This window comes from Enterobacter sp. PL_is379 (assembly GCF_055817355.1).
The window spans coordinates 74,199-90,762 of sequence record NZ_JBVPGT010000020.1 but is presented as its reverse complement, the minus strand read 5'-3'; the positions used below and the strand labels follow the sequence as shown (position 1 = coordinate 90,762).

The 16,564-nt window shown below is 57.9% G+C and carries 10 protein-coding genes; 8 read left to right on the top strand and 2 right to left on the bottom strand.

Annotated elements, in window-relative coordinates; translation table 11 throughout:
• Positions 1-110 precede the first annotated feature (110 nt).
• Genes glgB through glgP form a run of 5 tightly spaced genes read left to right on the top strand, consistent with a single transcriptional unit; the run spans position 111 to position 9,479 of the window.
• Positions 111-2,297: a 1,4-alpha-glucan branching enzyme gene (gene glgB, locus AC0TOY_RS03050; protein ID WP_473721476.1), complete on the top strand. Its 2,187-nt coding sequence runs from the start codon at positions 111-113 to the stop codon at positions 2,295-2,297.
• Positions 2,294-4,267, top strand: coding sequence for a glycogen debranching protein GlgX (glgX, locus tag AC0TOY_RS03045; protein ID WP_473721475.1), 1,974 nt, complete (start codon positions 2,294-2,296; stop codon positions 4,265-4,267). Before glgB ends, glgX begins: the two co-directional genes overlap by 4 nt.
• A 17-nt stretch (positions 4,268-4,284) precedes the next feature.
• Entirely contained in the window at positions 4,285-5,580 is a 1,296-nt protein-coding gene (gene glgC / locus AC0TOY_RS03040; RefSeq protein ID WP_008503066.1) for a glucose-1-phosphate adenylyltransferase, read from the top strand.
• Positions 5,580-7,013 carry a glycogen synthase GlgA gene (gene glgA, locus AC0TOY_RS03035; protein WP_008503065.1) on the top strand — a complete coding sequence of 478 codons (1,434 nt, stop codon included), beginning with the start codon at positions 5,580-5,582 and terminating at the stop codon, positions 7,011-7,013. Before glgC ends, glgA begins: the two co-directional genes overlap by 1 nt.
• 18 nt (positions 7,014-7,031) lie before the next feature.
• Positions 7,032-9,479, top strand: coding sequence for a glycogen phosphorylase (gene glgP, locus AC0TOY_RS03030; protein WP_032648304.1), 2,448 nt, complete (start codon positions 7,032-7,034; stop codon positions 9,477-9,479).
• Positions 9,480-9,574: 95 nt separating this feature from the next.
• Here glgP and glpD read toward each other — a convergent pair whose 3' ends face one another.
• A complete protein-coding gene (glpD, locus tag AC0TOY_RS03025; protein ID WP_290094168.1) occupies positions 9,575-11,083 on the bottom strand; it encodes a glycerol-3-phosphate dehydrogenase in 1,509 nt (502 codons plus the stop codon).
• Between the two features lie 188 nt (positions 11,084-11,271).
• On the opposite strand from glpD, the gene glpE reads away from it, so the two are divergent.
• The 3 genes from glpE to AC0TOY_RS03010 are packed head-to-tail and all read left to right on the top strand — an operon-like array spanning position 11,272 to position 13,257.
• On the top strand, positions 11,272-11,604 hold the full coding sequence (glpE, locus tag AC0TOY_RS03020) for a thiosulfate sulfurtransferase GlpE (protein ID WP_008503062.1): 333 nt from the start codon (positions 11,272-11,274) through the stop codon (positions 11,602-11,604).
• A gap of 47 nt (positions 11,605-11,651) precedes the next feature.
• The gene (gene glpG / locus AC0TOY_RS03015) at positions 11,652-12,482 is read left to right on the top strand and encodes a rhomboid family intramembrane serine protease GlpG (protein WP_048991798.1); all 831 of its coding nucleotides are present in this window, start codon (positions 11,652-11,654) and stop codon (positions 12,480-12,482) included.
• 16 nt (positions 12,483-12,498) lie between these two features.
• Complete coding sequence (locus tag AC0TOY_RS03010) at positions 12,499-13,257, top strand: DeoR/GlpR family transcriptional regulator (protein WP_008503060.1); 759 nt, start codon at positions 12,499-12,501, stop codon at positions 13,255-13,257.
• 62 nt (positions 13,258-13,319) lie between these two features.
• Here AC0TOY_RS03010 and malT read toward each other — a convergent pair whose 3' ends face one another.
• Complete coding sequence (malT, locus tag AC0TOY_RS03005) at positions 13,320-16,025, bottom strand: HTH-type transcriptional regulator MalT (RefSeq protein WP_090420592.1); 2,706 nt, start codon at positions 16,023-16,025, stop codon at positions 13,320-13,322.
• Positions 16,026-16,564 lie beyond the last annotated feature (539 nt).

Here is a 16,564-nt window from a genome sequence, read left to right as displayed (position 1 = left end):
GTTCGAACGGAGCAGATTGGATGCACATTTTTGTGCTGTCCCGTTCAGGTCACATTAAAAGTCGTCCCGGAGCGCTTAAAAAGGACGACATAAAAAACAGGATGAATACCATGTCCGATCGTGTGGATAGAGACGTGATTAATGCGCTTATTGCGGGTCATTTCGCTGACCCCTTTTCTGTACTTGGGATGCACCGTACTGAGGCCGGTCTGGAAGTTAGGGCACTGTTACCGGATGCCACAGAAGTCTGGGTGATTGAACCCAAAACCGGCCGCAAGGTGGGTAATCTTGAATGCCTCGATTCCCGTGGCTTCTTCTCGGGCGTAATGCCCCGTCGTAAAAACCCGTTTCGCTACCAGCTCGCCGTTCTCTGGCACGGTCAGCAAAACCTGATTGACGATCCCTACAGCTTTGGCCCTCTGCTTAAAGAGATGGACGCCTGGCTGCTCTCCGAAGGGACGCATCTTCGTCCTTATGAAACGCTGGGTGCCCATGCCGATACCATGGACGGCATTACCGGCACGCGCTTCTCCGTGTGGGCGCCCAATGCCCAGCGCGTCTCCGTTGTCGGGCAGTTCAACTACTGGGACGGCCGCCGCCACCCGATGCGTCTGCGCCGGGAAACCGGCATCTGGGAGCTGTTTATCCCCGGGGCGCACCACGGGCAGCTTTATAAATTCGAGATGATTGACGCCCGCGGCAAGCTGCGCATTAAAGCCGACCCGTATGCCTTCGAAGCGCAGATGCGCCCGGATACCGCGTCGCTGATTTGCGGCCTGCCGGAGAAGGTCGTTCAGACGGAGGAGCGCAAGCAGGCCAACCGCTTTGATGCGCCGATCTCCGTCTATGAAGTCCATCTCGGCTCCTGGCGTCGCCACACCGATAACAACTTCTGGCTGAGCTACCGGGAGCTTGCCGACCAGCTGGTGCCGTATGCCAAATGGATGGGCTTTACCCACCTGGAGCTGCTGCCGGTCAACGAGCACCCGTTCGACGGCAGCTGGGGCTATCAGCCCACCGGGCTGTATGCGCCAACGCGCCGCTTCGGCACGCGCGACGACTTCCGCTATTTCATTGATGCCGCGCACGCCGCCGGGCTGAACGTCATCCTCGACTGGGTGCCGGGCCATTTCCCCGCGGATGATTTCGCGCTGGCAGAGTTTGACGGCACGAAGCTGTACGAGCACAGCGATCCGCGCGAAGGCTATCACCAGGACTGGAACACGCTGATCTACAACTACGGTCGCCGTGAGGTCGCAAACTACCTGGTCGGGAATGCCCTGTACTGGATCGAGCGGTTTGGCATCGATGCCCTGCGCGTGGATGCGGTGGCGTCGATGATCTACCGCGACTACAGCCGCAAAGAGGGGGAGTGGATCCCGAACGAGTTTGGCGGCCGCGAAAACCTGGAAGCGATTGAATTCCTGCGTAATACCAACCGCATTATCGGCGAGCAGGTGGACGGTGCCGTGACCATGGCGGAAGAGTCGACCGACTTTGCGGGCGTCTCCCGTCCGCCTTCATTGGGCGGCCTGGGGTTCTGGTATAAGTGGAACCTGGGCTGGATGCACGACACGCTCGACTACATGAAGCTGGATCCGGTTCACCGTAAGTATCATCACGATAAGCTGACGTTCGGGATGCTCTACAACTACACCGAAAACTTCATGCTGCCGCTGTCGCACGATGAGGTGGTACACGGCAAAAAATCGATTCTCGACCGCATGCCGGGCGACGCGTGGCAGAAGTTTGCCAACCTGCGCGCCTATTACGGCTGGATGTTTGCCTTCCCGGGCAAGAAACTGCTGTTCATGGGCAATGAGTTCGCCCAGGGGCGCGAGTGGAACCACGACGCCAGCCTCGACTGGCATCTGCTGGAAGGCGGTGACAACTGGCACCACGGGGTGCAGCGTCTGGTGCGCGATCTGAACCTGACCTATCGCCACCACAAAGCGCTGCACGAGCTCGACTTCGATCCGTACGGCTTTGAATGGCTGGTGGTGGACGACCATGAGCGCTCGGTGTTTGTCTTTGTGCGTCGTGACAAGGCGGGTAACGAGATCATCGTCGCCAGCAATTTTACGCCGGTGCCGCGCGAACACTACCGCTTCGGCATTAACCAGCCGGGCAAATGGCGCGAAATTCTGAATACCGACTCGATGCACTACCACGGCAGTAACGCCGGTAACGGCGGGCTGGTACAGAGCGACTCCATCGAAAGCCACGGACGACCCAACTCCCTGAGCCTGACGCTGCCGCCGCTTGGCACCATCTGGCTAATGCGGGAGGGCGAATGACGCAGCTTACGGCAGGTAAACCCGAACCGCTCGGGGCGCGTTTTGACGGGAAGGGGGTCAATTTCACCCTCTTTTCCGCTCACGCTGAGCGGGTAGAACTGTGCGTGTTTGACGGGGAAGGCAACGAGCACCGTTACGATTTACCCGCGCGCACGGGGGATACCTGGCACGGCTACCTGGCCGGAGGGCGGCCAGGCTTGCACTATGGCTTTCGCGTACACGGTCCGTGGGATCCGGCGCAGGGTCACTGGTTTAATCCGGCGAAGCTGTTGATTGACCCGTGCGCGCACCGCGTGGACGGCGAATTTAAAGACGACCCGCTCTTCCACGTGGGTTACGGCGATCCCGACCACCGCGACAGCGCGCCCGTCGCGCCAAAAAGCGTGGTGGTGAACGATCTTTATGACTGGGAAGACGATGCCCCGCCGCAGACGCCGTGGGGCAATACCGTGATTTATGAAGCCCACGTCAAAGGGCTGACCTACCTGCATCCGTCGATCCCCAAAGAGATGCGCGGCACCTACAAGGCGCTCGGGCATCCCACCATGATCGCCTACCTGAAACACCTCGGCATCACCGCCCTGGAACTGCTCCCCGTTGCCCATTTTGCCAGCGAGCCGCGTCTGCAGCGGCTGGGGCTGAGCAATTACTGGGGCTATAACCCGCTGGCGATGTTCGCGCTCGAACCGCGCTATGCCGTCCATCCGGAAAAGGCGCGCGACGAGTTCCGCGATGCAGTGAAGGCGCTCCACGCGGCGGGCATTGAGGTCATTCTGGACGTAGTGCTGAACCACAGCGCCGAAAGCGATCTCGACGGCCCGACGCTCTCCATGCGCGGAATTGATAACCGTAGCTATTATTGGATCAGGCAGGATGGCGATTACGAGAACTGGACCGGCTGCGGCAACACGCTCAATCTCAGCCATCCGGCGGTCACGCATTTTGCATATGAATGCCTGAAATACTGGGTGGAGACGTTCCACGTCGACGGTTTTCGTTTCGACCTGGCGCCGGTGATGGGGCGCACGCCGGCGTTCAGCCAGCAGGCGCCGCTGTTTGAGGCGATAAAAAACTGCCCGGTGCTCTCGCAGGTGAAGCTCATTGCCGAGCCGTGGGACATCGGTGAAGGCGGTTATCAGGTCGGGAATTTCCCGCCGCTGTTTGCCGAGTGGAACGACCACTACCGCGACGCCGTGCGCCGCTTCTGGCTGGAGCGGAACCTGTCGCTGGGGGAATTTGCCGGGCGCTTTGCCGCGTCGAGCGATCTCTTTAAGCGCGACGGCAAACGCCCGTCGGCCACCGTCAATCTGTTGACGGCGCACGACGGTTTTACGCTCAGGGACTGCGTTTGTTTCAATCAGAAACACAATGAGGCGAACGGCGAAGAGAATCGCGATGGCACTAACAATAACCATAGCTTCAATCATGGTATAGAAGGGTTAGGCGGAAGTCTGGATGTGATAGAGCGGCGACGCGCCAGCGTTCATGCGCTGCTGACAACGCTTTTACTGTCGCAGGGCACGCCGATGCTGCTGGCAGGCGACGAGCATGGTCATAGCCAGCACGGTAACAACAACGCCTATTGCCAGGACAACACCTTAACCTGGCTCGACTGGGGTGAAGCCAACAGCGGGCTGATTCATTTTACCGCTGCGCTGATCCATCTTCGCCAGCAGATCCCCGCGCTGACCGCCAACAGCTGGTGGGAAGAGGGTGACGGCAACGTTCGCTGGCTGAATAAAGACGCGCAACCGTTAAGCGCGCAAGAGTGGCAACACGGCGTACCACGCCTGCAAATCCTGCTGTCGGATAAATGGCTGGTCACGCTGAACGCGACGGATGACGTCGCAGAGATTGTTTTACCTGAAGGGGAATGGCGCGCCGTTCCTCCCTTTGCCGGAGCGGATAATCCGGTAGTAATGGCTGTCTGGCACGGGCCTGCGCACGGAGTGTGCGTATTCCAAAGATGATAAAAAAGGAGTTAGTCATGGTTAGATTAGAGAAGAACGATCCCTTAATGTTGGCACGCCAGCTACCATTAAAAACGGTTGCCCTGATACTTGCGGGCGGGCGTGGTACCCGTCTGAAAGATTTGACCATCAAGCGCGCCAAACCGGCTGTTCACTTTGGTGGTAAGTTCCGTATCATCGACTTTGCGCTCTCCAACTGCCTGAACTCGGGCATTCGCCGCATCGGCGTCATTACGCAGTATCAGTCGCATACGCTGGTTCAGCATATCCAGCGCGGCTGGTCATTCTTCAGCGAAGAGATGAACGAGTTTGTCGATCTCCTTCCTGCGCAGCAACGCGTCCACGGCGAGAACTGGTATCGCGGTACGGCGGATGCGGTGACCCAGAACCTCGACATCATTCGTCGCTACAACGCGGAATACATCGTGATCCTCGCCGGGGACCACATCTACAAGCAAGATTACTCCCACATGCTGATCGACCACGTCGAAAAAGGGGCGCGCTGCACCGTGGCGTGTCTGCCTGTGCCCGTTGCTGAAGCGACGGCGTTTGGCGTCATGCACGTGGATGCCGACGACAAAATTATCGACTTCGTTGAAAAACCGGCGAACCCGCCAACCATGCCGGGCGATGACACCAAATCACTCGCCAGCATGGGGATCTATGTCTTTGACGCAGATTATCTTTATGAGCTGCTGGAAGAAGACGACAAAGACGAAAACTCCAGCCACGACTTCGGTAAAGACATCATTCCGAAAATCACGAAAGCTGGCATGGCGTATGCACATCCTTTCCCGCTGTCCTGCGTGCAGTCCGACCCGAATGCGGAACCCTACTGGCGCGACGTGGGCACGCTGGAAGCGTACTGGAAAGCGAACCTCGATCTGGCATCGGTCACGCCTGAACTGGATATGTATGACCAGAACTGGCCGATTCGTACCCATATGGAGTCGCTGCCGCCGGCCAAGTTCGTCCAGGACCGCTCCGGCAGCCACGGTATGACGCTGAACTCGCTGGTGTCCGGCGGGTGCATTATCTCCGGTTCGGTGGTGGTGCAGTCGGTGCTGTTCCCGCGTGTGCGGATAAATTCATTCTGTAATATCGATTCGGCAGTCTTGTTGCCGGATGTCTGGGTAGGGCGCTCGTGTCGTCTGCGTCGTTGCGTGATCGACCGTGCCTGCGTCATCCCTGAAGGGATGGTTATTGGGGAGAATGCGGAAGAAGACGCGCGTCGTTTCTACCGTTCGGAAGAGGGGATCGTGTTAGTCACACGGGAAATGTTGCGGAAGCTGCAGATCAAACAGGAGCGATGATGCAGGTTTTACACGTATGTTCTGAGATGTTCCCGTTATTAAAAACGGGCGGACTGGCAGATGTGCTTGGCGCATTACCGGCGGCGCAAATCGCCGGAGGCGTGGATACCCGAGTCCTGCTGCCCGCCTTTCCGGATATCCGGCGCGGTATACCCGATGCGAAAGTGGTGACCCGCCGTGAAACGTTTGCCGGACGCATTACCCTGCTGTTTGGACATTACAATGGCGTAGGGATTTATCTGATCGACGCGCCGCATTTATACGATCGCCCGGGCAGCCCGTATCACGATACGAACCTGTTCGCCTACACCGACAACGTGCTGCGCTTTGCGCTGCTCGGCTGGGTCGGCGCCGAAATGGCGACGGGGCTGGATCCGTTCTGGCGTCCGGATGTGGTGCACGCGCACGACTGGCACGCCGGGCTTGCCCCGGCGTATCTCGCCGCGCGCGGCCACCCGGCGAAATCGGTCTTTACCGTGCATAACCTGGCGTATCAGGGGATGTACTACGCCCATCACATGAATGACATCGATCTGCCATGGTCGTTCTTTAACATGCACGGTCTGGAATTTAACGGGCAGATCTCGTTCCTGAAGGCGGGGCTGTACTACGCCGATCACATCACGGCGGTGAGCCCAACCTACGCGCGTGAGATCACCCAGCCGGCGTTTGGCTACGGCATGGAAGGGTTGCTGCAGCAGCGCCATCGCGAAGGCCGCCTGTCGGGCATCCTGAACGGCGTGGATGAACAGATCTGGAGCCCGGAAACCGATCTCCTGCTGGCGGCGCGCTACGGTCGTGATTCCGTGGAAGACAAAGCGGAGAACAAACGCCAGCTGCAGATTGCGATGGGCCTGAAGGTGAACGACAAAGTGCCGCTGTTCGCCGTCGTGAGCCGCCTGACCAGCCAGAAAGGGCTGGATCTGGTGCTGGAGGCGCTGCCCGGTTTACTGGAGCAGGGGGGACAGCTGGCGCTGCTCGGCGCGGGCGACCCGGTGCTGCAGGAAGGTTTCCTTGCCGCCGCCGCGGAACACCCGGGGCAGGTGGGCGTGCAGATTGGCTACCACGAAGCGTTCTCGCACCGCATTATGGGCGGCGCGGACGTCATTCTGGTGCCAAGCCGTTTCGAACCCTGCGGCCTGACGCAGCTGTACGGCCTGAAATACGGCACCCTGCCGCTGGTACGCCGCACGGGCGGACTGGCGGATACCGTATCCGACAGCTCTCTGGAAAACCTGGCGGACGGTATCGCCAGCGGATTTGTCTTTGAGGACAGTAATGCCTGGTCGCTGCTTCGGGCGATTCGGCGTGCTTTCGTCTTGTGGTCCCGTCCATCGCTGTGGCGTTACGTACAACGTCAGGCGATGTCCATGGACTTTAGCTGGCACGTCGCGGCGCAGTCATACCGCGATCTCTATCAACGCTTGATGTAACGAGGCGAAGTTACTGATATGAACGCTCCATTTAGCTACTCTTCACCCACGCTCAGCGTTGAGGCGTTAAAGCACTCCATCGCCTACAAGCTGATGTTCACCATCGGGAAAGATCCGGTTATTGCCAACAAGCACGAGTGGCTGAACGCCACCCTGTTTGCCGTACGTGACCGCTTAGTTGAACGCTGGCTGCGCTCAAACCGCGCCCAGCTCTCGCAGGAGACGCGTCAGGTTTACTACCTGTCGATGGAATTTTTGATTGGCCGCACGCTGTCCAATGCGCTGTTGTCGCTCGGTATTTATGACGACGTCAAAACCGCACTGGAAGAGATGGGGTTAGATTTAGAAGAACTGATCGACGAAGAGAACGACCCGGGCCTCGGTAACGGCGGTCTGGGACGTCTCGCCGCCTGCTTCCTCGACTCGCTGGCGACGCTGGCGCTGCCGGGCCGCGGCTACGGTATTCGCTACGATTACGGCATGTTCAAGCAGAACATCGTCGACGGGCGTCAGAAAGAGTCCCCGGACTACTGGCTGGAGTACGGTAACCCGTGGGAGTTCAAGCGCCACAACACGCGCTACAAGGTGCGCTTTGGCGGGCGTATTCAGCAGGAAGGGAAAAAATCCCGCTGGGTGGAAACGGAAGAGATCCTGGCCGTGGCCTACGACCAGATTATCCCCGGCTACGACACCGACGCCACCAACACGCTGAGGCTGTGGAGCGCCCAGGCCAGTAGCGAAATTAACCTCGGTAAATTTAACCAGGGTGACTACTTCGCGGCGGTGGAGGATAAAAACCACTCCGAGAACGTATCCCGCGTGCTGTACCCGGATGACTCGACCTACTCGGGCCGCGAGCTGCGCCTGCGTCAGGAGTACTTCCTTGTTTCGGCGACCATTCAGGACATCCTTAGCCGTCACCATCAGCTGCACAAAACCTACGCCAACCTGGCGGAGAAAACCGCGATCCACCTTAATGACACCCACCCGGTGCTCTCTATTCCGGAGCTGATGCGCCTGCTGATCGACGAGCATAAATTCAGCTGGGACGACGCCTTTGAGGTGACCTGCCAGGTGTTCTCGTACACCAACCACACGCTGATGAGCGAAGCGCTGGAAACGTGGCCGGTGGACATGCTCGGCAAAATCCTGCCGCGCCATCTGCAGATTATCTTTGAGATTAACGACTACTTCCTCAAGACGCTGCAGGAGCAGTATCCGAACGATACTGGCCTGCTGAGCCGCGCGTCCATCATTGATGAGTCCAACGGTCGTCGCGTGCGCATGGCCTGGCTGGCGGTTGTCATCAGCCACAAGGTCAACGGCGTGTCCGAGCTCCACTCGAACCTGATGGTGCAGTCGCTGTTTGCGGACTTTGCGAAGATCTTCCCGACGCGGTTCTGCAACGTGACCAACGGCGTCACCCCGCGCCGCTGGCTGGCGCTGGCCAACCAGCCGCTCTCTGAGGTACTGGACGAGAATATCGGCCGCACCTGGCGTACCGATTTGAGCCAGCTGAGCGAGCTGGAACAGCATATTGATTTCCCGACGGTGAACAAAGCCGTGCGCGAAGCCAAGCTGCTGAACAAAAAGCGTCTGGCGGTCTGGCTGGCGATGCACCTCAACGTGGTGGCAAACCCGAAAGCGCTGTTCGACGTGCAGATCAAACGCATCCACGAATATAAGCGTCAACTGATGAACGTGCTGCACGTGATCACCCATTACAACCGCATCAAGGCCGATCCGACGGCCGAATGGGTGCCGCGCGTGAAGATCTTTGCCGGTAAGGCGGCGTCGGCCTACTACATGGCGAAGCACATTATTCATCTCATCAACGACGTGGCGAAGGTGGTTAACCAGGATCCGGACATTGGCGACAAGCTGAAGGTGGTGTTCATTCCAAACTACAGCGTCAGCCTGGCGCAGCTGATCATCCCGGCGGCGGATCTCTCTGAACAGATTTCCACGGCGGGGACGGAGGCATCCGGCACCAGTAACATGAAGTTTGCCCTTAACGGCGCGCTGACCATCGGTACGCTTGACGGGGCGAACGTCGAGATGCTGGAGCACGTGGGTGAAGACAATATCTTTATCTTCGGTAATACGACGGAAGAGGTGGAGGCGCTGCGCAGAAAAGGCTACTCGCCACGTCAATATTACGAAGGGGATGAAGAGTTGCGTCAGGTGCTGACGCAGATCGCGACCGGCGTGTTTAGCCCGGATGAACCGAGCCGCTACCGCGATCTGGTGGATTCGCTGATTAACTTTGGCGATCACTATCAGGTGCTGGCGGATTATCGCAGCTACGTGGACTGTCAGGACAAGGTGGACGAACTGTATCGCCAGCCGGAGAAGTGGACCAGCGCCGCGATGTATAACATCGCCAATATGGGGTATTTCTCGTCTGACAGGACCATCAAGGAGTATGCCGAGACGATCTGGCATATTGATCCGGTGAGGTTATAAAAGCAAAACGGCAACCTCGGTTGCCGTTTTTAGTGTTTGTTCCCTCTCCCTGTGGGAGAGGGTCAGGGTGAGGGCATCAGCCCGCACCGATCGCATTAAGACGCCAGCGACAGCTCACGCTTTCCCGCATGTTGCAGCAACCACTGCGCCACGCGAGACTGCTGCTCGGCGTTGAGCCACATCCCTTCTTTGGTACGGCGCCAGATAGCATCGTCCAGACGACGCACCCACTCGTGCTCAACCAGGTAGCGCAGCTCGGCTTCATACAGCTCGTGGCCGAAATGCTCGCCCAGATCCGCAATGTCCTTCGCATCGCCCAGGAACAGCTCGGTATTGCTGCCGTAGGTGCGGGCATAGTGGCGCGCCATCCCTTCGGTGATGAACGGGAAGCGACGGCGCAGCTTCGCGGCGTAATCATCGCGGTTACCGCCGATATCACCGCCGGGCAGCACCGCGCCTTTGGTCCATGCCGGGCCAATGCCTTTGTAGTACGGCGCCAGTTTTTCCAGCGCGTGCTCGGCCAGCTTGCGGTAGGTGGTGAGCTTGCCGCCAAACACGGACAGCAGCGGCGCCTGGCCGTCTACGTCGTGAATATCGAGCGTATAGTCGCGGGTGATGGCCTGCGGTGAGTCAGATTCGTCATCGCACAGCGGACGCACGCCGGAGTAAGTCCAGACCACGTCGTCGCGCGACAGCTGTTTCTTAAAGTGCGCGTTATACACTTTAAGCAGGTAGTTCACTTCGCTCTCGTCGATCTCGACGTTCTTCGGATCGCCTTTGTACTCCACGTCGGTGGTGCCGATGATCGAGAATTCGTCCATCCACGGGATCACAAACACGATGCGCTTGTCTTCGTTCTGCAGAATGTACGCCTGCTTCTGGGTATGCACGCGCGGCACCACAATGTGGCTGCCTTTGATCAGGCGGATGCCGTACGGGGAAGGCAGATGCATGCCCTCGTCAAAGAACTGTTTCACCCACGGGCCAGTGGCGTTCACCAGGCCGCGCGCTTTCCAGCTGAATTTCTCGCCGGTATCGATATCTTCCGCCTCGACAATCCACAGGCCGTTTTCACGGCGGGCAGAGGTCGCGCGGGTGCGGGTTTTCACCTCGCCGCCTTTCTTCTCAACCATCTGCGCGTTCGCCAGCACCAGACGGGCATCGTCCACCCAGCAGTCGGAATATTCGAATCCGCGCACGATTTCAGGCTTAAGGACCGATTCTGAGCCAAAACGCAAACCTTTCGAACCCGGGAGGCTGGTGCGTTTACCCAGATGATCGTACATAAACAGACCAATTCGGATCATCCACGCCGGACGCAGATGCGGGCGATGGGGCAGGCGGAAGCGCATCGGAATCGCCAGATGCGGGGCCATTTTCAGCAGCACTTCACGTTCGGCCAGCGCTTCACTGACCAGACGGAATTCGTAGTGTTCCAGGTAGCGCAGGCCACCGTGAATCAGTTTGGAGCTGGCGGACGACGTCGCGCAGGCGAGATCGTTAGCTTCCAGCATCAGTACGGATAAACCGCGTCCTGCGGCATCGACCGCAATACCGGCACCGTTGATGCCACCGCCTATCACAATCAGATCTTTGGTTTCCATAACACCCTCATGCACTTTCGTTAAAGCTCAGAAATGTTCGATATCGCTCATAATAGCAAAGGAACGCGCTTTTGGTAACATCAAAAAAACAATTTAGAGTGATATGGATAACATAATGGCGTTTACCCGCCGCCAGGACGTACACTACGAGGTAAAATCTTGTCGTTGACCACTGTAAAGAGAACACCATGGATCAGTTTGAATGTATTAACGTAGAAGAAGCCCACCAGAAGATGCACCAGGGAAAAGCGGTGCTGGTGGACATCCGCGATCCGCAGAGTTTTGCGATGGGCCATACGCCGGGCGCGTTCCATCTCACCAACGACACGCTGGGCGCGTTTATGCGCGATAACGACTTCGACACGCCGGTGATGGTCATGTGCTATCACGGCAACAGCAGCAAAGGCGCGGCGCAGTATCTGCTTCAGCAGGGCTACGACGCGGTATACAGCGTCGACGGCGGCTTCGATGCCTGGCATCGTCATTTCCCGGCAGAAGTGGAATACGCTTTTGAGCGCTGATCCCGCTATACTGTCCCCTTTTGTGTGGAAATAAGCGACCGCTGCCCATGTTGATGATCACCTCTTTTACCAACCCGCGCGTCGCCCAGGCGTTTGTCGACTATATGGCGACGCAGGGCGTTATTCTGACTATTCAGCAACATACGCAGACCGACGTCTGGCTGGCCGATGAGAGCCAGGCCGGGCGGGTAAACGAGGAGCTGGCGCGTTTTCTTGAGAACCCTGGCGACCCGCGCTATCTGGCGGCAAGCTGGCAGTCCGGCCAGACCGGCAGCGGATTGCACTACAGCCGCTTTCCCTTCATCGCCACCATTCGCGAGCGCGCGGGCCCGTTTACGCTGCTGCTGATGGCGGCCTGCATCATTGTCTTCATTATCATGAACGTGGTCGGCGACCAGAGCGTGATGATTGCCCTGGCGTGGCCCTATGATCCGTCACTTGAGTTTGACGTCTGGCGCTACTTTAGCCACGCGCTGATGCACTTCTCGGTGATGCATATCCTCTTTAACCTGCTCTGGTGGTGGTATCTCGGCGGTGCCGTTGAAAAGCGTCTGGGCAGCGGCAAGCTGATCGTTATCACCCTTATCAGCGCCCTGCTGAGCGGCTACGTGCAGCACAAGTTCAGCGGGCCGTGGTTCGGCGGGCTATCGGGCGTTGTGTATGCCCTGATGGGCTACGTCTGGCTTCGCGGGGAGCGCGACCCGGAAAGCGGCATCTATCTGCAACGCGGATTAATAACCTTTGCGTTAATATGGCTAATTGCCGGATGGTTTGATCTGTTTGGTATGTCTATCGCCAACGGTGCACACGTCGCCGGGCTGGCCGTGGGGCTGGCGATGGCGTTTGCCGACACGCTCCATGCGCGAAAACGAACATAATTCTCAGGGATAATTGATGAAACAAACACAACGTCATGACGCCATTATCGAACTGGTAAAAAAACAGGGATACGTCAGCACCGAAGAGCTGGTGGAGCAGTTTGCCGTCAGCCCACAAACCATCCGTCGTGACCTGAACGACCTGGCCGATCAGAACCGTATTCTTCGCCACCACGGCGGCGCGGCGCTGCCGTCCAGCTCGGTTAACACCTCCTGGCACGACCGTAAAGCCACGCAGACGGCGGAGAAAGAGCGTATTGCCCGCAAGGTCGCCAGCCAGATCCCGAACGGGGCAACGCTGTTTATTGATATCGGCACCACGCCGGAAGCGGTCGCCCATGCCCTGCTGGATCACGAGAACCTGCGCGTGGTCACCAACAACCTGAACGTGGCCAACACCCTGATGCAGAAAGATGATTTCCGCATCATCCTCGCGGGCGGCGAACTGCGAAGCCGCGACGGCGGGATTATCGGCGAAGCGACCCTCGATTTTATCTCTCAGTTCCGCCTCGACTTCGGCATTCTGGGGATCAGCGGCATCGACAGCGACGGCTCGCTGCTGGAGTTTGATTACCACGAGGTGCGCACCAAGCGTGCGATCATTGAAAACTCTCGCCACGTGATGCTGGTGGTAGACCACTCGAAGTTTGGCCGTAACGCGATGGTGAACATGGGCAGCATCAGCATGGTGGATGCGGTCTACACCGACGTGATGCCGCCGGCGGGCGTGATGCAGGTGATTAAAGATAATAATTTGCAGTTAGAGTTGTGTTGAAAAGCCGTTCTCCCTCTCCCTGTGGGAGAGGGTCGGGGTGAGGGCATCAGGCCGCACAAAACCTAAACTCCGTACCCCATCATCTTCAACAGCTGCTGTGCATGCTGTACCGCATCCTGACGATGCGCCACGCCCAGCTTCTGGTACAGGTTGCGGATATGCGTTTTGATGGTGGTCGCCGCCACCGCAAGCTCACCGGCAATCTGCTCATTGCTGTAGCCTGAATAGATCAGCCCCAGAACCTGCCATTCGCGCTGGGTGAGCGGGCTGGTGCGAATAAGCTCCGGCACTTCCGGGTGGTTCAGCAGACGTTCAACGAAGTTCTCATCGAAGTGCGCGAACTTGTGCCGATGATGCTGGTTAATCTCGCGCAGAATACGCTGGGCGCGATGCTGATCCAGCTCCGGCAGCGTGTTGAGCTGAATAAGCTGACGCAGCTGCTGCGCCATCACTTCACCTTCAATCACAAAGTGGCTGATAAACCCGGTGCGGTTAGCCAGCTGCAACGCCTCCAGCAGCACGCGCTGGGCATCATTTTTACGACCCGCCTGCCAGTAGAGCTGGTTCTGCAGCAGCAGGTTGCGGTTCAGGTCGCTCATCAGGCGCAGGCTGCGCGCGTTCTCGTTCAGCTCCTCCAGGACAATCTCTGCGGGCTCTAAATCACCGAGCAGGATCTGCGCGCGGGCGATGTTGCGCCACTGGCTCTGCAGAAAGTGGTTGTTGGCAAATTCCGGTTTTGGCGTCTGGCGCAGCCAGTTGGCGGCGGATTTTTTGTCGCCGGTCATCTGCCAGTAAATCACCCGAACCTTATCGGCGTTCGATACCCAGTCGCTATGATACTGGCCGTTGCCGAGCAGGTTCTCCAGGCGGTTCAGATGGTTGCGGGCGTTATCGAGATCGCCGCGCGCCAGCGAGCACTGCACCAGCAGCGCCAGGCACTGCAGCTGCTGCTGCGGCTGGAAGCTGGAGAGCACGTCTACACCCTGACGGGCGCAGCTTTCTGCTTCATCCAGACGCGACCATGCCCACAGCAGCTGAGCGCGAATACGCAACAGGAACTCGTGCATCGGCAGCTGTTCCAGATGCTGTTCACGAATCAGCTGGAACGCTTTTTCCTGGTTTTCCCAGGCGGCCTGCAGGAACCCCTGCGCGAATAAAATCTCACTCTGTTGGATCAGGCTCCACAGCGCGTAGTGCCAGACATCATGACGACGCGCCATCTGCTCGGTTTGCTGCATCAGTGAAAGCGAACGCGTGAGATCGCCTTTGCAGTGCAGCACTTCGCCGTGCACCGAGGTCGCCACGATGCGGCTGTAGAAGTTAGCCAGCGGCAGTTCATCCAGCGCGACCATCGCCAGCCGTTCAGCTTCGTCCGGGTCGCCGTCGTTAATGGCCACCTGAGCGCGCAGCGCGTTGAACTCGCCGTGCAGGGTGGTATCCATTTCGCTTTCCATCTCCTGCTCGGCGCGCGCCAGCAGGGTGTTCACTTCGCTGTAACGATGCTGACTCTGCATCAGCCAGGCCTGCAGCAGCACCAGACGCGGGTTCTCCAGCAGGCTTTCCCACGGCAGGGCTTTGAGGGACTCTTCCAGCAGCGTCAGTTCGCTGTGGTTAAACAGGCCCCATGCATGGTTGAGGAGGATATCGCGCAGCATGCTGGCATCACCGGCGGCCAGCGCGTGGTGGATGGCCTCGCTCGGGAAACCTTGTGCCATCCAGCCTTCAGCGGCGGCACGGTGAATCTCCGGGAGTTCAACCGCCAGTTCCCACTGACAGCGCTGGCGCAGGAAGCTACCAAACAGCGGGTGATAGCTAAACCACTCGCCCGGATCGTCCATGCGCGTCAGGAAAAGGCCCTGACGTTCAATCTCTTCGAGCTGCAGCTGACCGTTTTCACAGCCCGTCACCCGCACGATGAGCGCATCATTCATGGAACGCAGCAGAGAGCTTTTCAGCAGGAAATTACGCGTCGAGGGATCGACGCTGTCCAGCACCTCATCCACCAGGTAGTCAGAAAGGTGGCTGGCGTTGATGCCCGCCAGACGCCGCGCAGACTGATGCGCCGGACTGTTGTTTTGCCGGGCAGAGAGGGCGATAAGCTGCAGCGCCGTGGCCCAGCCCGCAACGTCATCACACAGACGGCTGCTTTCGGCGGCCTCAATCGGTGAGGTCAGGCGGCAGTCAAAGAACTGTTTTGCTTCCTGGTGGGTAAAGGCCAACTGCTGGCTGCCCACTTCCAGAAGCTGATCGCGCACGCGCAGGTTGGCAATACCCAGCTGCGGCAGGTTGCGTGACAGCACGACTAAAGTCAGGTTTTCCGGCTGATGGCGCAGGAAGAAACGCATCGATTCATGAATCACCGGGTTAGTGATGAGATGATAATCATCAATCACCACGTAAAGCGGGCGATGCCATTCGGCCAGTTCGATAAACAGCTGAGAGAAAAGGGAAGACAAGCTGGCATACTGGCGCTTTTGCACCATCATCTCACTGGCGACGCAGTGTCCATGGGTGGCTTGCTGTATGGCAGCAATCAGATAGCTGGCAAAACGCTCTTGCTGGTTATCGCCCTCATCGAGGGAGTACCAGCCAAGATCGCTCTTACCTGCGGCCCATTGCGAAATGAGCGTTGTTTTTCCATAACCTGCAGGGCTCGTAACCAGCGCCAGTCGGAAATTATGCGCGCCGGAAAGTTTAGCCAACAGACGTTCGCGGACCACTGTATGGTCAAGGCGAACCGGGCGACTTAATTTAGACGGAATCAACATAGGTTTCACTTCACTGTGGGGAACGAGAGATTTTATTTTTTTTGCGCTTCGTAATTAATGGATATAAGGTCGGCCAATAAGTTAACTATTGCAAGTTATGTCTGGATTTGGTGGCTGTGAATTTGCACTCTGTCACAAAACATTCAGGAAGAAGATGGAACTTTCTGGAAAGGTCTTTGACGCCGCGTCACTGCTGGCTTGTCTGTACTGGTTACCGCTGCGCTGAAACTGGTTTCAGAAAGGGATAGTGACGTCAAATTTAATATACTGCTGGTAAAGTTAAGGGAGATTAATAATCTCCTTAGCGATTACCCGATTGCAGAAATATTATTCTACGTAAGTAATTATTTCGGTGGGGTTTGATTTCACCCGAAACTGCATTTCATTTCTTTGACATTATCCTCGGTTACTTTTTTATCTTCCGGGCACACTCGAACTATGCTCTGAGAGTGGCCTCGATCACACTTTTCTGCTCATCCCCGCTACTCCTCCCTGTCTAATCCCCCACGGGAGGAGGAAGAGGGGAAATGAGCCAGGCA